Below are 20,810 nucleotides of genomic sequence, written 5' to 3'. Positions count from 1 at the left end.
AATGATGAATTTAGATTAGATAAGGTGATCACATGATAATTGACAACATGAAAGAAAATGACTGGGAACAGGTTCGTGCTATTTTCATTGAAGGGATAAATACTGCTAATGCGACGTTCGAAACAGAAGCACCGAGCTGGGATACTTGGAATAGGAAGTATTTGCAGGATTGCAGATTAGTCGTAAGGGATGGAGACAAGGTTATTGGCTGGGCTGCATTGCTCCCAACTTCTAGTCAGAAAGCTTACCATGGTGTAGCAGAACTGAGTATTTATCTTGGTGTGGAAAGTAAAGGAAAAGGAATTGGCACAAGCCTATTAAGCGAGTTAATTAAGACAAGTGAGGAAAATGGATTCTGGACATTACAATCAGGAATTTTTACAGAAAACAGTGGAAGCATTCACTTACACGAAAAAGCTGGCTTTCGAGAAGTTGGAGTGCGGAAGCGGGTAGGAAAACTAAATGGTGTTTGGCGTGATGTCATGCTGATGGAAAGAAGGAGTCAGGTTGTTGGGCTTGAATAAGGGAGCGAGACTATAACAACCTCGACTTTATAACGAAGAACCTTGTAAATTTCTATGTAATTTGCAAGGTTTTTTTAAATTTCGTTGATTTTTCAGAAAAAATATCATATACTACATTACATGACTAATGTACTGACTTAGATAAAAGGAGGTGCAAGCTTGATTCTTGATACGGATGGGTCTAAACCAATTTATGTACAAATTGCAGAGTGGATTGAGACGGAAATATTAAAAGGTAATTTAAAACAGGATGAGAAGGTGTATTCGCAATATAGCCTTGCGGAAATGTTTACAATTAACCCAGCAACAGCTGCGAAGGGATTAAACCTTTTGTCGGACGAAAATATTCTCTATAACAAGCGGGGGCTTGGGAAATTTGTGACAAGCGAGGCTCTAGAGCTGATTATGGATAAACGAAAGAATCAAACGCTTAAGGGCTTGCTTTTTGAGGCAGCTATTGAAGCTAAACAACTGAATGTAAGTGAAGCAGAGTTGATTCAGATGTTGCAAGGAATCATGACGAATCTTAAGGGGGATGCGAAGTGAATGTGATTGAATGTGAGGGGTTAACGAAGAAGCAAGGAAGACTAAGAGCATTAGATGAATTGTCATTTGCAATTAAGGAGAATACGATTACAGGCCTAATCGGAAGAAATGGGGCAGGGAAGACAACATTATTAAAGATTCTCGCTGGTTTTTGGCAGGAAACAAATGGCACCGTGAAGGTTTTCTCTGAGCGTCCTTATAATAATCTCTTTTTATCTGCCAATGCAATTTATGTTGATGATCAAATGCAATTTTCAAATCGGCTAACATTATTAGATATTTTGCATGAAGCAGGGAGATTCTATGGTAACTGGAATGCAACGCTTGCCGAGCGCCTTTTTCGCTACTTTTCATTTCATCCGAATCAGGCCCATCATCATTTGTCAAAAGGGAAAAAGAGTACGTTTAATATGATTATTGGATTGGCTTCCAGGTGTGCGTTAACAATGTTTGATGAACCAACAACTGGAATGGATGCTGCGGTACGGAGTGATTTTTACCGTGCACTTCTGAAAGATTACCTTGCACATCCTAGGACAATCATTATTTCTAGCCATCATCTTGAGGAAATAGAAGATTTACTTGAGGATGTATTATTGATTGATAGGGGAAGAAAGTACTTGCATTTACCGATGGATGAATTGAAGGAGTATGCTGTCGGGTTAACGGGAAGAACAGAAATCGTACTGCAATGGACAGCAAATCAAGAGTTGATTCATACGCGTCAGATTGGGGAGGATCTAACTTATACTGTTGTCAAGCATGCTAATCTACCACTTGATAAGGCGAGACAGCTTGGGATTGAGGTTTCAAAAGTATCTGCCAGTGAATTAAGTGTATTTCTGACAAATAAAACAAAGGGCGGGATTGATGATGTCTTTAAATAGGATGGGGTTGGGAACCGTTGTAGCAAAACAGCTCCAATATAAAATGAAAGCATACATTGGTGTATTCAGTTCCTTAGTTTTAGTGCAGGTAATAGCGGTGCTCCTCTCATTAGGCGGAAATGGATCAGGTTCTTCAAGTATCTATGGTTTGTCAATTAATTCCACGTTATATATGAATGTAAATGTAATTGCCTTTACCTTTATGTGGATATTTATTCACGCAATCATGATGACCACAAAGGCTGAACGTGAAAATGGTTTTAGCTTTGTATCCAATCAGTTAAGTAATAACATTTCAAATAGCTGCTTACTACTAATTGCTAGTATTATTGGCGGAATAACAACTATTTTATCTGGATACTTGTTACGAGTAATTGTATATTTTTTCATAGATGTAGATTTATTTATTGGAACGGAATTCTATTATCCACCAGTTGAAGTATTACAGGGAATAATTGCTATGGTTAGTTATTTAGTTTTTGCTAGTTCAATAGGATACTTATTAGGTATTATTACACAGCTAAATCGAATGCTTCCCGTATTGTTGCCAATAATATTAATCGGTATGTTAATTGCAATGGAACGTGCGTGGCAAGGTGCTTTCCTTAAGATTGGAGAATTTTATTTTCAGGAAACGAATGTCTTCCTATTTCTATTTAAGTTTATTGGAACTGCAGTAATTTGCTTTGTAGCTGCGATATTATTATCGAATAGATTGGAGGTAAGAAAATGAGTGTAGTTGCTTCCGTGCTTCCATTTATAATTTTGCTTATTATTATCGTAGCTGTAATAGTCGTTGTATTAAGGGGATTTAATAGGGTAAATATTACAAGAAAAGGATACTGGATATTAGGTGGATATGTTATCGTATTACTTCTATCCGTTGTCATTTATTATTTTATCCCTGGCCCTAAAGAGGAATCTCAACAAGCACCAACAGGTAGGCAAGATTTAAGCGAGGTTCTTTATGGTGAATTACCAGTTGAATCTATTAATGAGTATTTCGAAGAAGAATGGGATTTCTCATATGATAAAGATAGTATTCAAATCGGTTATAAAGGGGATTTAAATAATTCCGTTAGTATTGCGGTGGAGAGAACAGATGGTAACTCCATTAAAGCTGCATTCTATCAGACACCGATTTATGCATCAGGTATTGAATTAACAGAGCATATTAAACCAATAGATATGCAGCTGTCAGAAGACAGATTCTTAATTAATTTACCTGAAACGGTACATTTGGACTTTACGTCTTTCAGGAAGGAATTTCCACTGCTGCAATTTAAAGATTCACCTAATGAAGATTGGATGGGTGATTCTGAAAGGTTTCACTGGGGGGATCAGCTTCTATACTTGCAAATTCCTAGGGAAATAGAGATTAAAACGGAGATGGATGTTTACCTTGAATATGTGAATAAATAATATGTAAAAAAAAAGCGTGATTAAGTGACAAAATTAATCGCGCTTTTGAACTTCCTATTGATTCGCCATGAGACTTTCATCAAACATATCAATAATATGAAGGAACCGATCAGCTTCCCGGAAGACATGGTCAGCAAGAAGAGGGTGGATATTGCTTTTTATTTTACATTCATCAATTAATTCACTCGCAGTTTTCTTGAATTCGCGCAAGGACTTAACGGATACACGATTCTGATCGAGAAATTGATCTAGGATAGGTACCGTTTCCGATTGTGGGCGCATGGAATCGAGATCTAATGCTTGAAAGACGAGCTGATCGAAATCATGACTAAATTCTCGTGCTTGGGAGACCAATTTTCGTTCAGAAGGGTCGAGCAAATGCCCAATAAATTTCGAGTGATCTGCCATGATTCTTAAGAAGAAAACATTCTCTTTAATAATGGTTTCAGGTAATGGTTGTAATTTCCCTTCATTTAAGTCTTTCAATCGATTCGCGAAGTATGCAGCCTCTCGGCTCGTATGGTCAAGTAATAACGGATAGTTATTTGAGCGAATATCGCAATTTAAGCTTAAGCCAAGGACCTTTCTTTTATATGCCCAAATCGATGTTGCGGCTTGATACACCTCTACATTAAATTTAGCGACTTCCTGTGGATCGGAATTCCAGGAAAACTTACTTAGCTTCTCTTCAATCCTTTCAAATAAAGTGATGAATTCCTGTGCCTCTTCTATCAGCTTCGTATCACCATAGCTGAAGCCTAAACTTAAAAATAAAGCATGCTCCTTCATTATTCTTGACCAAAACCTTGTCTCTTCTAGTGATCTAGACACAAATGTGCTTATCTTAACCCGCCTCCTTTATATAACACTAATTGTGTATTCCATTCATAGGTTTATGTTTAGACTAGGTTGTCTAAGAACAGATCGAAATTGAATATAATAAAAAAGCTTGACTAATCATTGATTAACCAAGCTTTCCGTGTAGACTAGAATCCCATTCTCCCTGCATATTCTTCAGTTTCCCAATCCTGCCTCATCGTTCGTCTTTGATTTTCTAGCAGGTCTTTGACGATTTTATCTACATCAATTTGCTGTTCATAATGCCACTGAAGCGCTACAGACATATATAATTCGTTCAGCTGGGCAATAGACAATCCCTTTGTCTGTGTTGTTACTTGCTCTAACATCACCTCATCAAGGAATTGTGTCAGCCCTTTCTTACGTAAATATTCACTGCGTAATGTATCATCAGGCTGCTTGATTTCGTATGCGCGATCAAAGCGACCAGCTCGATTAATCAGTGCCGGATCAATCTTTTCAGGGTAATTCGTTGTCCCGATTAAAAAGATGCCTTCTTTAGATGTTGCTCCGTCCAATGTATTTAGGAATACGGATCTTGCATGTTCTGGCATCGAGTCAATATCCTCGATGATAAGGATCATTGGTGCCATCTTCGTAACTGTGGAGAACACTTCTTTTATTGAGTAGCTCGTTGTATATTCGGTAATTTGCCAATAAACAACGGGTGCTGAAACACTTCCGGCAATTGACTTTACAAGTGTTGTTTTCCCGTTCCCAGGACTTCCGTATAAGAGAATCCCCCGTCGATATGGGATATTGTATTTTTTAAAGAAGGTCCCACTCTTTTGGAAGAATTCATCGATTGAGCGGTAAATATCCGTTTTTACATCTTCCTCCAATAAAATGTCTTCTCTTTGAATTTGGTTTGTAATCTGTTCCTTCAATCTCTCTAGTCCATCCTCTGTATCTGTCAGTACGTTGATACCCTCAAGCATATAATTGCGCTGCTTCTCAAGAATGTAATTTAAAAAGTTGAGCAATAACTGATGATCCGTTGCAAAAACAAATTCCTGAATATAATCAGAGTGACTTTGATATATCGGAATTCGGACGATTGCAACCTCATAGTTCGGAAAGTAGAAAATATTATTTACGAGTGAAGGGGTAACGGAAAAGCGCTCTCCCTCGTTATAGCTAATATTGAAGGTACCCAAAGTATCATAGATGCTTGCAATCACTTCCACATCGAGTTCTTTTTTCGCCAAAATTTGTCCAATTGTATTGAAAACTTCCTCAATACCTTCCTCTAAAGCAAACAGATTGAAATCATGTCCAAGCTTTTTCGCTAATATTTCTTTAATCTTCGTGATTGCAACAGCATAATCGTAATAATGTGAAATCGTGTTGCTATCAGTATCACTATATTTAATTAATGTCGGTTTGTTGTTCATGCGAAATTCCTCTCGAATTTATTTGTTTTAGTTTAATTGTTTTAGAAATTGGTCAATCTCCTTTCCGATTCGCTCCGGCTCCCATGCGTGGATATAGTGACCAGCATCAAGGGTTAAGTGTTTCCCGTAAATTAAATCCTCTGTATAACTGAAAAGTATCTCCTGCCAATTAGGGACGTCTATTTCTTCCCCGTCCGAGATGAAAAAGTACATTGGTGTTTCAAAGGGAACAGGATCATTATTAACCTTTTTTGCATTCTCTTTAATTTGCTTTACTTCCTCCTGCATGTTGGAAGTAAGTGTCCTTCTATAGAAGAGGGCTTGATATGTATCTACTTCTTCTGCTGATAAATAACCCGACTGAATAGCTGCAGAACTATTTGCTACATCCGGAATAAATCGTAATAGCCCAGTACGTGCTGCGAATACTGCGAGATTTTGTGTAAATATATTCGGTAGTACCATATTTTCATAGCTTCCTGGAATAGCAGGATCTAGGCCAATAATGGCTGTTACCTCCTCTGGATATTTTTGTGCCCAGCGGATTGCTTCGATTCCTGACATAGAGTGGGCTGCTAATACATATGGAGATGCTATCCCTGATTTTTCTAGTGAGGTACGAGATTCTTCTAAAATAACATCGATATCTCGCGAAACATCGGCAATGTCGCTCCAGCCGTAACCTGCCTTCTCAATGACGGCAATTTGGTATTGGTCAAGGAGTTCTGACCAAAGCGGCTTAAAATCAAGCGTTGGCGCACTTGTTCCGCCACCAGACATGAAAACTATGGCTGTATCACCTGTACCTTCAGTATATACCTGCATCAAATGACCATTGACAACAACAAGTTTTCCTGGTGGAGGTGTCTCCTTGATTTCCTTCACTGTTACGATTTTATTGTAGATCCAAGAACCACTAATTATTAAGATTAATAGGATGATAATTGTTAGAAATAAAATGGTAATGATTTTTTCACAAGGAAACCCCTTCTAATAAATTTGAAGATATTTCTGAATCATCTAATCATTATCATACCATATTCGAAATAGTACTTAAATATTTTTGGCGGTGCATGTCAATTCTCATATTTTGTCGAATCTTAGTTTTGATAACAAGCATGAGCAAAATCAATAGGCTAGTAATGATGTTGGTGAACTGATAGAATTTAATCAATAGAAAGCTTAAAGAAAGGTGCGTGTGTTGGCATGACGAACGTAAAAGTAACGATAAATGACGTAGCAATCGAAGCAACAAATTTTCAACAAGAGCAATTGCAGAATGATGAGAAAGCACGGCGGAAAATCAGCTTTGATTTTAAAGTAAGAAGTGAACAGTCACACGACATTACGACACTGCTCTATAAAAATGACTTCATTGTAAAAGTTCAAGAAAAAGAGTTGGAATTCCAGGCAACGATTTATAACTATTCTACTTCGATTACTGATTTAACGGTAAAAGATGCTGTTGGCGATTTTAAATTAGAGTTAATTGAAAAAGTTTAAGAAAGGTTACTTTATTTCGCTAATATGTTATATAATGAATGATTATTAGGAACTAAGTATATTTTCAGTTTAATAAAGATTGTTGGAAGGGATGGTCTACTTGTCAAATCAAATTAAACCTCGCACAGTTTTAAAAAATATTGAACCTTACACACCAGGAAAGCCAATCTGGGAATTACAACAGGAACTAAATTTGGATAAGGTTGTGAAATTAGCATCAAATGAAAATCCATTCGGCCCGTCTCCGAAGGGTGTAGAAGCAATATCCTCTCAATTAGCAGAGCTTAATCGTTACCCAGATGCAGATACCGTTGAAATAAAACAAGCAATAGCTACAAGCTTAGATGTAAAACAAGAGCAAGTTATCGTAACAAACGGAGCGGATGAATTAATCACTCTAATCTCAGAAGCTTTCTTAGAAAAAGATGATGAGATTATCGTACCATCCCCATCTTTTAGTGAATACGACTTTGGTGCACATATTATGGGTGCGACTGTTGTGCCTGTTCCATTTGAAGAAGGTTTTCAGTTTAATGTGCAGAAGTTAGTGGATGCTATTACGGAACGTACGAAATTACTATACCTTTGTTCGCCAAATAACCCAACAGGTACATACTTATCAAAAGCAGATCTTGATCAACTGCTTCAGGCAGTACCGAAAGATGTCCTAGTCGTGCTTGATGGTGCATATAGTCATTATGCGACTGCCGATGATTACACCGATGGGATCGAATATGTTAGAGAAAATCAGCCGATTTTAGTGCTCCAAACTTTTTCAAAAATATATGGACTTGCCGGTGTACGTGTTGGCTTTGGGATTGCACCTAAATCTATAATCCAGAGTATCCTGAAGGTAAAAGAACCGTTTAATGTGAATAGCTTAGCACAAGCAGCTGCGAAAGCAGCGATTGCGGACGAAGAGCATGTACAGAAATCTAGAAAAGGAAATCTTGCTGGATGTGAGCAGCTTTATCAAGCGTTCCAAGAACTAAATCTAGACTTTACAAAAACGCAAAGTAATTTTATTCTTGTTAAATTAGGACCTGATGCAGAGAGTACTTATAACAAGCTTCTCGAAAAAGGAGTAATTGTCCGCTATGGAAAAGGCTGGGGACTGCCTGAATATGTCCGTGTATCAGTAGGTACGAAGGAAGAGAATCTATTTTTTATTGAGTCATTAACGTCAATTTTAGACAATTAATTACGGAGGTATGAACCATTGAACAATCTTGCCAAACAGTTAAATGCAGACATTAGCGGAGAGAATAATGAATACTATGAATTACTTTCCAATCTAGGCAGAAGCATGTATTATCCAAAAGGAATATTGAGTCAGAGTGCTGAGGCTAGTAAGAAAGCAACACGATATAATGCGACAGTTGGTATCGCGACAGAAGGAAAAGAACCAATGCATTTTCAGCATATCCAGAAGAACCTAGATGCTTATGCACCAAAGGATATTTATCCGTATGCTCCACCTGCAGGAAAACCTGCACTGCGCCAAGCGTGGAAGGATAAACTGTTGAAAGAAAATCCTTCTCTACAAGGAAAAGACTTTGGATTGCCGATTGTTACGAATGCACTTACACATGGATTAAGTATTGCAGCCGATTTATTTGTAAATGAAGGTGATACGCTAATCATGCCGGATAAATTCTGGGGAAACTATAATTTAACCTTTACAGTCCGTCGAGGCGGCGGTATAGAAACATTTGCGTTATTTGATGAGGAGAACAAATTTAATGTTGCAGCCTTTAAAGAATGTCTAATGGCTCAAAAGGAAAAAGGGAAGGCAATTGTATTGCTTAACTTCCCGAATAATCCAACAGGTTATACGCCAGGTGCTGCAGAAGTAGCTGGTATCGTATATGCATTAGAAGCAGCGGCTGAGGAAGGAATAAATCTAGTCGTCCTTCTCGATGATGCCTATTATGGATTGTTTTATGAAGATTCAGTGAAGGAGTCAATGTTTGGCCAGTTAATCGGCTTACACCCAAGAATACTGCCAGTGAAAATTGACGGGGCAACAAAGGAAAATTATGTTTGGGGTCTGCGTGTTGGATTCATCACATACGGCGTCGAGAGTCCCATGATTGCTCATGCATTAGAACAAAAAACGATGGGACTTATTCGCGCAACGATTTCAAGTGGATCACACTTGTCACAAACAGTTATTTTAGAATCATTGCAATCAAGTGAATTCGAAGCGGAAAAACAAGAGAAGCATGATATTTTGGAAAAGAGAGCGAATAAAGTCAAGGCTGTATTAGAAAAGGAAGAATACAATGCCTACTGGTCTGTTTATCCATTTAACTCTGGCTACTTCATGTGTTTGAAGTTAAATGGTGTAGATGCCGAGGAATTACGAGTGCATTTATTAGATAAATACGGGGTTGGCACGATTGCTGTAAATACTAAAGATTTACGAATTGCCTTTTCAAGTGTAGAAGAAGAGGACATTGAAGGATTGTTTGACTGTATTTATCAAGGAATGAAAGATTTGGCATAATAATAGGATACGATTTCCCTGATAATTTCATTGGTGGTTGCTAGTCATCGATGGAGTTATCGGGGATTTCTTATGAAATCAGTCCCTCATAAGAAACGTTTGTCATTCTTAATCGTAATAGAAATATTGACAAAATATATAATAGGGGGCGGGGTAATGTTTAGAGAAGAGCCGAAGTGTAATAAGTGTGGAAAAGAAATTAAAGATAATGAAATTGTTTTTATTAAATTGCGTTATCCTAAGCGCAGAGGGATGACGGAAATAAAGGCATATTTAAAGAACGAAGGAAGTTTCACCTGTGAAGCGTGTATGAATCAAAAATAAATACATATCACTAAAAGCGTGGTCATGCCCTTTCCCTTTTCCTGCCAACGTGCGATAATGGGAAAAAAGCAAGGATAGGATGAAGTTATGAAACCGACAATTGATTTAAAAGTAAACGCTAAGTTTATTGAACAATATAAGAATAAGTATCCTTTAATAAGTAAAGATGCAGTAGCGAATGTAGAAGCATTAACAGAGGAAGGTGCGATTGTAAACCTGGTCGATAATAATCGCCAATTTATTGCTAAAGGTTATTATGGTGAGCAAAATAAAGGTATTGGCTGGGTCCTGTCCCATGATAAATGGGAAAAGATTGACGATGAATTTTTCAAGGATAAGATTCTCACAGCGATTAATAAACGCGAAGCCTTTTTCAAGGATATAAATACTACGACTTTTCGTGTTTTTAATGGAGAAGGCGATGGAATTGGTGGACTGACTATTGATTACTTTGATGGTTATTATTTAATCCAATGGTACAGCGCAGGTATTTACACTTTCCAAAATCAAGTGCTGGGCGCACTAGATTCTCTTGGTGATTATAAAGCGATCTATGAGAAAAAGCGCTTTGATACGAAAGGGCAGTACCTTGAGGATGATGATTTTGTTAAAGGTGAGCGCGGTCAGTTTCCGATTATTGTTACAGAGAATGGGATTAATTACGCGATTTACTTGAACGATGGAGCAATGGTAGGTATTTTCCTTGATCAGCGTGACGTACGCAAAGCGATTCGAGATAAATATGCAAAAGGCAAAAATGTGCTGAACACATTTTCTTATACAGGAGCTTTCTCTGTAGCAGCTGCACTAGGTGGGGCTGAGAAAACAACGAGTGTCGATCTTGCGAAACGCAGTAAAAGTAAGACAATTGAGCAATTCAGCTTGAATGGGATTGACATAGAAGAGCAGGATATCATTGTCATGGATGTCTTCGATTACTTTAAATATGCAAAACGAAAAGATTTGAAGTTTGATTTAATTGTCCTTGACCCACCAAGCTTTGCACGTTCTAAGAAGCATACATTCAGTACGGCAAAGGACTACCCCGCTCTAATTAAAGATACATTAGAAATTACAGAGAAGAATGGGATTATCATTGCTTCCACAAATAATGCCTCGTTCGGTATGAAGAAATTTAAAGGCTTTATCGAAAAGGGGTTTAAAGAGATGAATACAAAATACACTATCCTTGAACAGTTTTCTCTGCCAGCAGACTTTCAGGTAGATAAGAATTTCTTACAAGGAAAATATTTGAAGGTTCTTGTTATCCAAGTACAAAACTAAAAAAAATCCGCTTCAATCCCTATAGAGGGATAAAGCGGATTTTTCTTTTAGGTAAATAATTCTTTCCTCCGCCATTTTCCAAACCGAAAATACAGAAATGCAAAAATACTGCTAACAAGGAAACTTGTTCCCATTCCCACTGCAATCCCAATATCGCCAAAAAGATTGGCGAATAACGCTGACAATGGATAACGGAGAATCCAGAAGGAAATGAGGTTTAGCACTAGCACTTGATACATTGCACCAGCAGCTCGAACAATTCCATTTAAAATAAAATTTATCCCCAAAAATGGATAACATAGTGCGATAATCTGCAAATACCTTGTTCCAAATGCAACGGCTTCTTCTTCTTGGATAAACAGCTTCATGCTGAACTCGGCAAAGAATATAATAAGAATCCCGATTACTGTCATTACGAGGAAGTTGTATAGCACTCCATATTTTGCGATTTGGCTGACCCGTTTCCAGTTTCGTACACCAATATTCTGCCCGGCCATACTATTTACTGCTGTACTGAGTGCATGCGCTGGGAGCATTACTAGACTATCAAGCCTTTGGGCAGCACTAAATCCTGCTACAACGCTTCCACCAAATGCTGTAACAACACTCATAATCGCGGCAGAACCAGCGGATATAACTGCCATTTGTAGGCCAGATGGAATACCTAGATTTAGAATCAATCGGACCTCACGCCAAGAAGGGAGCTTTGGCGAGCTAAATGGTGCAAGTTTTTTCGTTAATATATAAATAATGCCATAAAGAAATGCGACTGCCTGTGATAGAATGGTTGCATAGGCAGCACCGTCTACACCCCAATTAAATCCAGAGATAAAGAGTGGATCTAGTACAATATTTAAGATAACCGCGATTGTGACAAATCGTAATGGTGTCTTACTATCACCAAGTGAACGAAGCACAGTACTAATAAAATTATAGCCAAATAAGAAGAGGATTCCGAGAAAATTAATTCGTAAATAAGTGATTGCTTCCGCCATCATACTTTCAGGTGTTCCAAGCAGTCTTAAAAACTGTTCAGCAAAAAGATAGCCTATAAACCCTAAAACTGCTGCAATGATTGTCATCAAGACGACGAAGGCATTTAAATAGCGTTTTAACCCATCCAAATTATCCTTCCCTTTTTGCTGGGATAAAATGGTTAATGCTGCGTTGTTTAGACCAATTACAAATGATAGTACGGTAAAAATAATGGTTCCTGAAAGGGAAACAGCACCTAGTGCATTTGCACCTAGTAAGTTGCCAACCCATAAACTATCCACAATTTGATACGAGGTCTGCAACAAATTTGTTAGCATAATTGGACCTGAAAACGCAATTAATTGCTTTAGGATGCTTCCTTGTGTGAAATCATGTTGCTTTTTCATTGAAAAACCTGCCTTTGAGAAGAGTGTTCACTTTGCATCAGTAGAATTCAGGTGAACTAGAAAATTGTAATCCCTTCATGAAAATACATATGATTTAAGGGTAGTCTATAAGCTTATTGAATTCAATATAAGTGCTCAAAGAGAGTGAGCGATTTCTTACTGTTAGCATTTTAGATAAAATGTGAACTAACTTTGGATGATATTTGCATCCTTGGCTGTCACTCCAGAAATACAATTCGCACACCTTAGGTGAGCTGGTGAGCCTTCTTGTGCTGCTGCACTTCGAAGTCTTACCTAGGCTCTTTTTCCGACAAAGATGAAATATCCTAAGGTGTGAAAATTCGATAGCAGAAAACAACATTACCCGCACCGTACTTTACATCGACGTTCCTTACCATATTCGACACAACTATCATTTTGAAAGCACCCACATTAAAAGAACAATCCTCAAAACGAGAATTGTTCCGATGCTTAGCCTATAAAATTTCAATTATTTTTTAACGAAATACGTTTCGCCTAGAACTTCTTTAGCTTCATAGTCATTCGTTGAAAGCTCTTTTTCTACAAAATCTTTAATCGCTGCTTGTTCTAGATCGTACATAACTTCAATTTCTTTTGAGAATAAGAGTTTTTCCTTTGCAAGGTAATCCTCAAGTGTTGGTTGTTGTTTTGATTTTGGATCCTCACCAAGTACTTGTTTAAGTCCGGCTACATAATACTCAAATGGGCGTCCGCCAACGATTTTAACCCCTTTATTTTCCTCGTTAACCATTATAATTGTAGGGAATCCTCTTGCACCCAAGCTAGCAGCAAGTTGGAAATCTTCGTTTAGCAATTGCTGACTATCTGGATGTTCCGCTTCTTTCACAATTGCCTTTCCGTCAAGACCAAGACCGTTTACAAGATCAATTAATACTTCTTGATCGGAAATGTTTCGATTGAAAGCAAAGACAGCTTCTCTTGCGCGACGCAGGAAGACACGAGCAAGTTTTTCATCATGCTTTTGAACAATCTTAAATACACGTGATGGCGGGAAAGATGATGTTACAGGGTTGTCATACCATAAAGAACCATCAATTGGCATTCGAGTCATGTCACCAACTTCTCTCCAGTGCCCAGCAACATCACTTGGTCCAGCAATTCCGTTTTGTACGTCGGCAAAGCCGTCGCCCCATTTTTCAAGCAGACCACCCATGACAGTGTGGACATTGAAGTAGTCACCATATTGCTCTAAGAATCGATTAAACTGAGGCTCGATTGCCCAGCAATGCGAACAAATTGGATCCGTTACATAATAAAGCTCAATTGTTTTCTTAGGTGCTGTCAAATCAATCAACTCCATTTCTTCGCTTCCTGCAACTCCGCATACTCCTGTCTCTACATCACAAACCATATTATTATTGTTATTTGCCAATTTATTTATCCCCCTTGTCATTTGCTTTCTACATTCATATTCTGTCTTGCCCATTCCTGAATTGGTTTTAAACTTTTAGCTAGTGAACTCCCTTTTTCTGTCAGTACATACGTAATGGTAACTGGTGTACCGCCTTCTACTACTTTGTCGACAATTCCATCCTCTGCAAGCTCGGAAAGTTTCAGTGATAATGCTCTTGAAGTGATTCCTGCCAAATCTCGTTTAATATCTGAGAAATGTGCCATCTCATGCTCACATAGTGATAAGTAATGGACAATTTGCCCATTCCACTTTTTCCCTAGAATCTGGAATGACGCTTCAATATAAGGACAAACTTTCATTTGTACCACCTCTAATTATGATTATAAACCGGTATACAAATTAAATCAAGTATAAAAAGTATACAATATAAAGAAAAAAATAAGCCGGAATCATGAGGGGTAGCTCATGTTCCGACTGCTTCCTTTTAATCAAATTTACTAAATAAATCATTTAATGCTTCGCTCATCGATGGATGTGTGAATATATGGTCACGTAAAGCCGTATAAGGCAATTTCGCTTCCATCGCCAGTCTAACGATATTAATCATTTCACTGGATTCAGCACAGAATAAGGTACAACCTAAAATTTCCTTTGTATCCGGGTTAATTAGTGCTTTTAATAGTCCATCGGTTTGCTTGATTATTCGTGATCGCGGAACCTCGCCAGCTTTCATTGTAGCTGCTTTATACGAAATTCCCTTTTTCTTTGCAGTTTCCTCATTCAGTCCAACGTGTGAGAGTACAGGGTCAATAAACACAGAATCGGGGATGTTTTGACGATCCTTCAGTGTATAATTTCCCTCACCAACGAATTGGTCACGAATAATTCGGAAATCATCTAAGGAAATATAAGTAAATTGTGGACCGCCTTTTACATCACCTAATGCCCAAATATTTGCTGCAGTTGTTTTTAAGTAATCATCGACAATAATAGCGCCCTTGTCATCGACTTCAATAGAGGTGTTCTCAAGGCCGAGTGCATCTGTATTTGGCTTTCTTCCGGTTGCAATTAAAAGAGCGGAAGCAGCTATTTCTTTCGCATTGTTTCCCTGTTCATATTTGACAGTAACACCGCCATCTTGATCAATGATTGATGTTGCATTACTATCCAATGTAATCTTAATATTTTTTGCTTCTAGTACTTTTCTTACTTCCTCAGCTATATCTCGATCATCTCTCGGTAAGAAGGTAGTACCATGATCAAGAATGATGACCTCTGAACCGAAGTTTGCATATATAGAGGCAAATTCTAAGCCAATATAGCCGCCACCAATAATTACGAGTTTCTCAGGAAGTGTTTCTAATTGTTGAAGTGTTGTCGAAGAATAAACAAAGTTACTCTCCTTTATTCCATCAATTGGTGGAATTACAGGAACGGAGCCAGTATTGATAAAGAAGTTTTCCGCTGTTAATTCTAGTGTTTCAGTTTCAGCGGTTAGTTGAACCGTATGATTATCGAGAAAGCTTGCTTCAGCAGTGTAGACCATTACACTATCTTGATCCGCTAACATATGGAAATTCTTATCACGTAAAAGGGAAGTTAGGTCATCTTTTTCCTCAATTGCGTATTGGTAAAAATCTTCTTTCGGTGCTTCAGAATATTTCCTCTCATTTGATTGATAAACGAGCGCTTTTGTCGGAATACAAGCAATGTTGATACAGGTACCACCATACATTTCGGATGACTTTTCAATCATCGCCACTTGTTTTCCAAGATTTGCGAGTGTGTTAGCTAATGTTTTTCCGGCCTTTCCAAAACCAATAATTATTGCATCATAATGTTTCATTATTTATCATCTCCTATAGTGAATATTACCTTCTACACGATAGATTAAACAAAAACGAGATATGAGTGAAAATGAAGGATGGATGGAAAATATTATTGCCTATTTTTCGAAAACACTATTGAATATTTATTCTTATTATTGCATAATAATTCATAATAGTAGTTATAGGAGGAGCGAGGATGATGACGGGGAATGTGAAGATGGATAAACAACAATTAAAGGGAAAAGATTTTTTAAAGCTAATTGATTATACCCAAGAAGAAATCAATTATTTATTAGAATTGGCCGACGAACTGAAAACTCTACAAAAAGAGGGGAAATCCACCCAACCTTTAAAAGGAAAAACATTAGGGATGATCTTTGAAAAGTCATCGACAAGAACAAGAGTCTCTTTTGAAACGGGAATTTTTCAATTAGGAGGTCAGGGGATCTTCCTCAGTACACAGGATATTCAAATGGGAAGAGGCGAGACGATTGCTGATACAGCTCAAGTGTTATCTGGCTATTTAGATGGCATTATGATTCGTACATTCGCCCAGGAAACAGTAGAAGCGTTAGCTGCATATGCAAGCATTCCAGTCATTAATGGGCTTACGGATTTATACCACCCATGTCAAGTACTCGCAGATTTACAAACGATTAAGGAAATAAAAGGAAAGCTTGCGGGTGTCAAGGTTGTCTATATCGGCGATGGAAATAATATGGCACATTCACTCATGATTGGCGCGGCTAAAATGGGGATGGACCTTACGATTGTATCCCCGAAAAATTATCAGCCGCTTCAAGAAGTAACGGAACAAGCGCAGCAAATTTCATCCGAGCATGGTGCGAAAATTACGGTGACAGATAATCCTCAGACTGCTTGCGAGGATGCAGATGTCATTTATACCGATGTATGGGCAAGCATGGGACAGGAGCAGGAACAAGCGGAAAGAGAGCTTGCATTCAAAGGGTATCAAGTTAATGAAGCATTATTATCCTTGGCGAAACCCGATGTAACATTTATGCACTGCCTTCCAGCTCACCGGGGAGAAGAGGTAAGTGCTGCGGTGATTGATGGTAAACATTCCGTTGTCTTCCAGCAAGCTGAAAATCGCCTGCATGCACAAAAGGCATTGATGGTTGCTTTGATGGGTGATGAGGATTAGGCCTTTGTTAGAAGCGGAGATGTCATGTCGTAACAAGAGAGCGTGAATATCAGCACGAGCACGCGGATATCGGCAGGAGAGCGGGAATATCAGCATGAGCGAGGAAATATCGGCAGGAGAGCGGAATATCAGCACGAGCGAGGAAATATCGTCAGGAGAGCGGGAATATCAGCATGAGCACGCGGATATCGTCAGGAGAAAAAATATATCAGCATGAGCACGCGGATATTGCCAGGAGGAAAAATATATCAGCATGAGAACAAGGTTATCGCCAGGAGGAAAATTATATCAGCACGAGCACGCGGATATCGCCAGGAGAAAAAATATATCAGAGAAAAGGACCTAGCGCACTCGCTAGGTCCTTTCAGCCACAATCAATCTTTAATCCTGTTTGATCAATTTGTAATGCTTTTATTTCATAGTCAGGAAGTATTTTCTTCATCTGGTTAGCGATGGTTTCTCCTGCTCCTTCCGGGACGAAGGAAATCATCGTTGGACCTGCACCACTAATCACCGTTCCGTATGCGCCATACTCATTTGCTGAGTTTCGGATGAGATGGTAATTAGGAATGAGTTCTGCCCGGTATGGCTCATGAAATAAATCCTTCTCCATCATTTTCCCAGCTAATGAATAATCACTAGATAATAATGCTGCGATGAGAACATTGCTAACGGCGCTTGCGCTAGCAGCTTGTCCTCTCGAATAGCTTTCAGGAAGTACGCCGCGTGCCTTTTCCGTTTTTAATTCAACGTTTGGAATATGTACAATGATATCGGACTTGATTTCGGGCAATCGGACCCAATGAGTCTCTTGGTCATCTGTGATTGCAGCAATCACTAAACCGCCATATAGTGCTGGAGCGATATTGTCTGGATGTCCTTCAATGTCTGTTCCATATTGTAATTTTTCTTCGGTTGTTAGAGATAAATTACAGAGTTGATTGGCTATTTCAATCCCAGCTAGGACGGCGGAGGAACTGCTTCCAAGCCCGCGTGCTAAGGGAATATTACTTGTCTCGACTACTTTGCATGGTCGAAGCTCTTTATTGTGACGTGCTGCTGTTTGCTTTGCTATTTGATAAATAAAATGCTCTTCATAATTTGTAACAGGCCCTAGAAGGGATGAGCGGTGTTCGAACTCCCAATTATCTGCTTCTGTCACTTCTAAATTAAGATGGAGATTTACTGCAAGTCCTAAAGAATCAAATCCAGGACCGATATTTGCCGAGCTTGCTGGTACTTGAATGGTGAAACGCTTCATTGTTTCACCAATTTTTGAATGTATTCGGTAATCGCTGCTTCATCATTTGGTAGAGTGGTAGGCTCGACTTTAATTTGATCCATTGCTGTTTGTGGATCCTTCAGTCCATTTCCTGTAAGAACAGCAACGACTTTGCTTCCTTTTTTAATCGCTCCATTTGCAACTTGTTGAATAACACCAGCAATTGATGCGCAAGATCCTGGCTCGGCAAAAATTCCTTCTTTGCTTGGTAATAATTTAAACGCATTGATAATCTCATCATCAGTAACGGAGCCGATTCTTCCACCAGACTCTTCCTTAGCATTAACAGCCAGTTCCCAGCTTGCAGGATTACCAATACGAATGGCAGTTGCAACGGTTTCTGGACTCGCAATTGGTTCTCCTAGAGTAATGGCTGCAGCTCCTTCAGCTTCAAATCCGAACATTTTTGGAAGACCAGTTTGTTTATGTTCATTATATTCTTTGAACCCTTTCCAGTAAGCACTAATATTTCCTGCATTACCAACTGGAATAGCAAGAATATCAGGCGCATCCCCTAGAAAATCGCAAATTTCGAATGCTGCTGTTTTTTGACCTTCTAAACGATAAGGATTAACCGAGTTTACTAATGTAACAGGCGTTGTTTCACTTAGTTTACGTACCATTGTTAATGCATCATCGAAATTACCATCAATTTCAATAATTTCTGCTCCATACATAACTGCTTGGGCAAGTTTCCCGAGCGCTACTTTTCCTTTAGGGATAACAATAATTGCTCTGATTCCTGCTTTGGCGGCATATGCAGCAGCGGCAGCAGATGTATTCCCAGTTGAAGCACAAATAACCGATTTACTGCCGTCCTCAATCGCTTTTGCTACTGCAACAACCATTCCTCTATCCTTAAAGGAACCAGTTGGATTTGCACCTTCAACTTTCCCATATAATTCGATTCCTAAATCCTTGGAAAGATTAGGGAAGTAGATTAATGGTGTATTCCCTTCATTAAGTGTAAGTGCAGGAGTTTCATCTGTAACGGGAAGATATTCTTTATAGTTGTTAAGTAATCCTTGCCACTTCATTTTGCTACATCTCCTTCTACCTTATAATAACTGTTTACTTCGAGTACAGCTTGTAATTCGTTTAGATTTTCTAATGCCTTTTGGAAGTTTTCTAGTGATGTTTGGTGTGTAACAACGACAATCTCTGCTGTTTCTGCCTTTTTATTTGGGTTTTGTAAGATCCGTTTGAAGCTAATGTTAAGGTCATTAAATAAGGTAGAAATACGTGAGAATACGCCAACTTCATCTTTTGCATGGAGACGTACATAATATTGTCCATATCGCTGTTCAGGTGTTTTTAATACTTTCTTAAAATGGGATTTCACAAATTGGTTTCCAGTTACACCTAATCGCATATTTTTAATAGCAGCAATAACGTCAGACATAATAGCAGTAGCTGTTGGTAAGCTTCCTGCACCAGGTCCGTAAAACATCGTTTCCCCGACTGCTTTCCCGTATACATACACTGCATTATACTCATTCTTCACATCTGATAATGGATGGCTATTAGAAAGGAGGGTTGGCTGTACGTTGATTTCAAGCTGTTGGTTATCGAAATTAGCGAAGCCTATCAGTTTCATTGTATATCCAAGCTGCTTTCCATACTCTAAATCTTCAATTTCGATGTTCGTAATGCCACTCACTTCAACATCCTCTAAGTCAACATCGGTTGAAAAGGAGAGTCGGCCTAAAATTGCCATTTTTCTAGCTGCATCGAGTCCTTCAACATCTGATGTAGGATCTGCTTCAGCAAACCCGAGATCCTGTGCTTGCTTTAATGCTGTTTCATAGCTTAATCCCTCTGTATTCATTTTGGTTAAAATATAGTTGGTAGTACCATTAACAATCCCCATGACTTGCTGAATTCGGTCCGATGCCAGTCCGTCGACGATTCCTCTCAAGATTGGAATACCGCCTGCAACACTTGCTTCATAATAGAAATCACATTTGTTTTTGCTTGCAGCCTCTTGAAGTTCTATACCGTGTAGGGCAACGAGATCCTTATTCGCTGTTACAACATGTTTTTTTGCAGCAAAAGCTTTCAAAATATATTCTCGGGCGAGATCAATACCACCCATAACTTCTACAACAATATCAATTTCTGGATCATTTAAAACATCATCAGGATTAGAAGTGAGAAACGTTCGATCAAGGGCGACTTCACGCGTTTTTTCCAAGTCGCGAACCAAAACACTTTTTACTTGCACGCCACATCCGAGTTGATGGACGAGTTTTTCCTGATGCTCCTCAACTAGCTTTATCACACCTGAACCAACTACACCTAATCCTAAAAGACCGATAGATACATTGTTTCCCACAAAATCACCTCATAAATTATTTACTATAAATATTTTAATATTTAATACATTTAAACACGAATATTAACGTATAGCAATAGAGAACTTTCGAACAATTTCAATTAAATCAAAAAAGTTAAAACACTTTCGCCCAAAAAAATCTGTAAATTTCACATAATAATGAACCAAAA

The 20,810-nt window shown here is 38.5% G+C and carries 21 protein-coding genes and 1 pseudogene; 12 read left to right on the top strand and 10 right to left on the bottom strand.

The genetic code is table 11. The annotated features are described in order from the left end of the window. The first annotated feature begins 32 nt into the window (after nucleotides 1-32). From CWR45_RS03250 to CWR45_RS03230, 5 genes are all read left to right on the top strand, one after another. Nucleotides 33-524 carry a GNAT family N-acetyltransferase gene (locus CWR45_RS03250; RefSeq protein WP_115748367.1) on the top strand — a complete coding sequence of 164 codons (492 nt, stop codon included), beginning with the start codon at nucleotides 33-35 and terminating at the stop codon, nucleotides 522-524. 159 nt (nucleotides 525-683) lie between these two features. Then, on the top strand, nucleotides 684-1,070 hold the full coding sequence (locus CWR45_RS03245) for a GntR family transcriptional regulator (protein ID WP_115748366.1): 387 nt from the start codon (nucleotides 684-686) through the stop codon (nucleotides 1,068-1,070). Then, a complete protein-coding gene (locus CWR45_RS03240) occupies nucleotides 1,067-1,957 on the top strand; it encodes an ATP-binding cassette domain-containing protein (protein WP_115748365.1) in 891 nt (296 codons plus the stop codon). The genes CWR45_RS03245 and CWR45_RS03240 overlap by 4 nt, the downstream gene beginning before the upstream one ends. Further along, nucleotides 1,944-2,690 (top strand): hypothetical protein, encoded by a 747-nt coding sequence (locus CWR45_RS03235; protein ID WP_115748364.1) that lies wholly within the window; start codon nucleotides 1,944-1,946, stop codon nucleotides 2,688-2,690. Before CWR45_RS03240 ends, CWR45_RS03235 begins: the two co-directional genes overlap by 14 nt. Beyond that, a complete protein-coding gene (locus CWR45_RS03230; protein ID WP_115748363.1) occupies nucleotides 2,687-3,379 on the top strand; it encodes a hypothetical protein in 693 nt (230 codons plus the stop codon). The genes CWR45_RS03235 and CWR45_RS03230 overlap by 4 nt, the downstream gene beginning before the upstream one ends. 54 nt (nucleotides 3,380-3,433) lie before the next feature. On the opposite strand, the gene CWR45_RS03225 is transcribed toward CWR45_RS03230, so the two are convergent. The 3 genes from CWR45_RS03225 to CWR45_RS03215 form a co-directional block, all read right to left on the bottom strand. After that, nucleotides 3,434-4,210 (bottom strand): DUF2935 domain-containing protein, encoded by a 777-nt coding sequence (locus tag CWR45_RS03225; RefSeq protein ID WP_281271822.1) that lies wholly within the window; start codon nucleotides 4,208-4,210, stop codon nucleotides 3,434-3,436. A gap of 155 nt (nucleotides 4,211-4,365) precedes the next feature. Beyond that, on the bottom strand, nucleotides 4,366-5,631 hold the full coding sequence (locus CWR45_RS03220) for an ATP-binding protein (RefSeq protein ID WP_115748362.1): 1,266 nt from the start codon (nucleotides 5,629-5,631) through the stop codon (nucleotides 4,366-4,368). 27 nt (nucleotides 5,632-5,658) lie between these two features. Continuing rightward, nucleotides 5,659-6,516, bottom strand: coding sequence for an alpha/beta fold hydrolase (locus CWR45_RS03215; RefSeq protein ID WP_211315922.1), 858 nt, complete (start codon nucleotides 6,514-6,516; stop codon nucleotides 5,659-5,661). 321 nt (nucleotides 6,517-6,837) lie between these two features. On the opposite strand from CWR45_RS03215, the gene CWR45_RS03210 reads away from it, so the two are divergent. The 5 genes from CWR45_RS03210 (at nucleotide 6,838) to CWR45_RS03190 (ending at nucleotide 11,251) form a co-directional block, all read left to right on the top strand. After that, entirely contained in the window at nucleotides 6,838-7,134 is a 297-nt protein-coding gene (locus tag CWR45_RS03210; protein ID WP_115748360.1) for a DUF3219 family protein, read from the top strand. Between the two features lie 100 nt (nucleotides 7,135-7,234). Beyond that, nucleotides 7,235-8,335 carry a histidinol-phosphate transaminase gene (hisC, locus tag CWR45_RS03205; protein ID WP_425453588.1) on the top strand — a complete coding sequence of 367 codons (1,101 nt, stop codon included), beginning with the start codon at nucleotides 7,235-7,237 and terminating at the stop codon, nucleotides 8,333-8,335. Between the two features lie 18 nt (nucleotides 8,336-8,353). Continuing rightward, entirely contained in the window at nucleotides 8,354-9,643 is a 1,290-nt protein-coding gene (locus tag CWR45_RS03200) for an aminotransferase class I/II-fold pyridoxal phosphate-dependent enzyme (protein WP_115748358.1), read from the top strand. 156 nt (nucleotides 9,644-9,799) lie between these two features. Next, the gene (locus CWR45_RS03195) at nucleotides 9,800-9,967 is read left to right on the top strand and encodes a Fe3+ hydroxamate ABC transporter substrate-binding protein (protein WP_115748357.1); all 168 of its coding nucleotides are present in this window, start codon (nucleotides 9,800-9,802) and stop codon (nucleotides 9,965-9,967) included. 87 nt (nucleotides 9,968-10,054) lie between these two features. Continuing rightward, entirely contained in the window at nucleotides 10,055-11,251 is a 1,197-nt protein-coding gene (locus CWR45_RS03190) for a class I SAM-dependent rRNA methyltransferase (RefSeq protein ID WP_115748356.1), read from the top strand. Nucleotides 11,252-11,298: 47 nt separating this feature from the next. On the opposite strand, the pseudogene CWR45_RS03185 reads toward CWR45_RS03190, so the two are convergent. The 4 genes and pseudogenes from CWR45_RS03185 to CWR45_RS03170 form a co-directional block, all read right to left on the bottom strand. Then, a pseudogene (locus CWR45_RS03185) lies at nucleotides 11,299-12,636 on the bottom strand (MATE family efflux transporter); the annotation flags it as partial. A 487-nt stretch (nucleotides 12,637-13,123) separates the two neighbouring features. Then, nucleotides 13,124-14,026, bottom strand: a complete 903-nt coding sequence (locus CWR45_RS03180; protein ID WP_425453590.1) for a DsbA family protein — start codon at nucleotides 14,024-14,026, stop codon at nucleotides 13,124-13,126. A 38-nt stretch (nucleotides 14,027-14,064) separates the two neighbouring features. Then, nucleotides 14,065-14,388 (bottom strand): winged helix-turn-helix transcriptional regulator, encoded by a 324-nt coding sequence (locus CWR45_RS03175; protein WP_115748353.1) that lies wholly within the window; start codon nucleotides 14,386-14,388, stop codon nucleotides 14,065-14,067. A 125-nt stretch (nucleotides 14,389-14,513) separates the two neighbouring features. Then, nucleotides 14,514-15,875 (bottom strand): FAD-dependent oxidoreductase, encoded by a 1,362-nt coding sequence (locus CWR45_RS03170; RefSeq protein ID WP_115748352.1) that lies wholly within the window; start codon nucleotides 15,873-15,875, stop codon nucleotides 14,514-14,516. A 182-nt stretch (nucleotides 15,876-16,057) separates the two neighbouring features. Here CWR45_RS03170 and argF point away from each other — a divergent pair, with 182 nt between their 5' ends. Together argF and CWR45_RS20265 are read left to right on the top strand one after the other, a co-directional pair. Further along, on the top strand, nucleotides 16,058-17,023 hold the full coding sequence (argF, locus tag CWR45_RS03165) for an ornithine carbamoyltransferase (RefSeq protein ID WP_425453589.1): 966 nt from the start codon (nucleotides 16,058-16,060) through the stop codon (nucleotides 17,021-17,023). A 94-nt stretch (nucleotides 17,024-17,117) separates the two neighbouring features. Beyond that, nucleotides 17,118-17,240 carry a hypothetical protein gene (locus CWR45_RS20265; RefSeq protein WP_281271821.1) on the top strand — a complete coding sequence of 41 codons (123 nt, stop codon included), beginning with the start codon at nucleotides 17,118-17,120 and terminating at the stop codon, nucleotides 17,238-17,240. Between the two features lie 147 nt (nucleotides 17,241-17,387). Here CWR45_RS20265 and thrB read toward each other — a convergent pair whose 3' ends face one another. The 3 genes from thrB to CWR45_RS03150 are packed head-to-tail and all read right to left on the bottom strand — an operon-like array spanning nucleotide 17,388 to nucleotide 20,640. Beyond that, on the bottom strand, nucleotides 17,388-18,284 hold the full coding sequence (gene thrB, locus CWR45_RS03160) for a homoserine kinase (protein WP_115748351.1): 897 nt from the start codon (nucleotides 18,282-18,284) through the stop codon (nucleotides 17,388-17,390). After that, entirely contained in the window at nucleotides 18,281-19,342 is a 1,062-nt protein-coding gene (gene thrC, locus CWR45_RS03155; protein ID WP_115748350.1) for a threonine synthase, read from the bottom strand. Before thrC ends, thrB begins: the two co-directional genes overlap by 4 nt. After that, entirely contained in the window at nucleotides 19,339-20,640 is a 1,302-nt protein-coding gene (locus CWR45_RS03150; RefSeq protein WP_115748349.1) for a homoserine dehydrogenase, read from the bottom strand. The genes thrC and CWR45_RS03150 overlap by 4 nt, the downstream gene beginning before the upstream one ends. Nucleotides 20,641-20,810 lie beyond the last annotated feature (170 nt).

The organism is Oceanobacillus chungangensis (assembly GCF_003369565.1).
Lineage (GTDB): Bacteria > Bacillota > Bacilli > Bacillales > Amphibacillaceae > Oceanobacillus > Oceanobacillus chungangensis.
The sequence above is the reverse complement of the archived record's forward strand: the minus strand, read 5'-3'. Positions and strand labels throughout refer to the sequence as shown.

What these genes read in the sequence shown, in the direction of transcription:
- CWR45_RS03250 (WP_115748367.1), top strand. Translation starts at nt 33, where the DNA reads ATGATAATTGACAACATGAAAGAAAATGACTGGGAACAGGTTCGTGCT.
- CWR45_RS03235 (WP_115748364.1), top strand. Translation starts at nt 1,944, where the DNA reads ATGTCTTTAAATAGGATGGGGTTGGGAACCGTTGTAGCAAAACAGCTC.
- CWR45_RS03230 (WP_115748363.1), top strand. Translation starts at nt 2,687, where the DNA reads ATGAGTGTAGTTGCTTCCGTGCTTCCATTTATAATTTTGCTTATTATT.
- CWR45_RS03220 (WP_115748362.1), bottom strand. Translation starts at nt 5,631, where the DNA reads ATGAACAACAAACCGACATTAATTAAATATAGTGATACTGATAGCAAC.
- CWR45_RS03210 (WP_115748360.1), top strand. Translation starts at nt 6,838, where the DNA reads ATGACGAACGTAAAAGTAACGATAAATGACGTAGCAATCGAAGCAACA.
- CWR45_RS03195 (WP_115748357.1), top strand. Translation starts at nt 9,800, where the DNA reads ATGTTTAGAGAAGAGCCGAAGTGTAATAAGTGTGGAAAAGAAATTAAA.
- CWR45_RS03190 (WP_115748356.1), top strand. Translation starts at nt 10,055, where the DNA reads ATGAAACCGACAATTGATTTAAAAGTAAACGCTAAGTTTATTGAACAA.
- CWR45_RS03180 (WP_425453590.1), bottom strand. Translation starts at nt 14,026, where the DNA reads ATGGTTTGTGATGTAGAGACAGGAGTATGCGGAGTTGCAGGAAGCGAA.
- CWR45_RS03175 (WP_115748353.1), bottom strand. Translation starts at nt 14,388, where the DNA reads ATGAAAGTTTGTCCTTATATTGAAGCGTCATTCCAGATTCTAGGGAAA.
- CWR45_RS03170 (WP_115748352.1), bottom strand. Translation starts at nt 15,875, where the DNA reads ATGAAACATTATGATGCAATAATTATTGGTTTTGGAAAGGCCGGAAAA.
- argF (WP_425453589.1), top strand. Translation starts at nt 16,058, where the DNA reads ATGACGGGGAATGTGAAGATGGATAAACAACAATTAAAGGGAAAAGAT.
- CWR45_RS20265 (WP_281271821.1), top strand. Translation starts at nt 17,118, where the DNA reads ATGAGCGAGGAAATATCGGCAGGAGAGCGGAATATCAGCACGAGCGAG.
- thrB (WP_115748351.1), bottom strand. Translation starts at nt 18,284, where the DNA reads ATGAAGCGTTTCACCATTCAAGTACCAGCAAGCTCGGCAAATATCGGT.
- thrC (WP_115748350.1), bottom strand. Translation starts at nt 19,342, where the DNA reads ATGAAGTGGCAAGGATTACTTAACAACTATAAAGAATATCTTCCCGTT.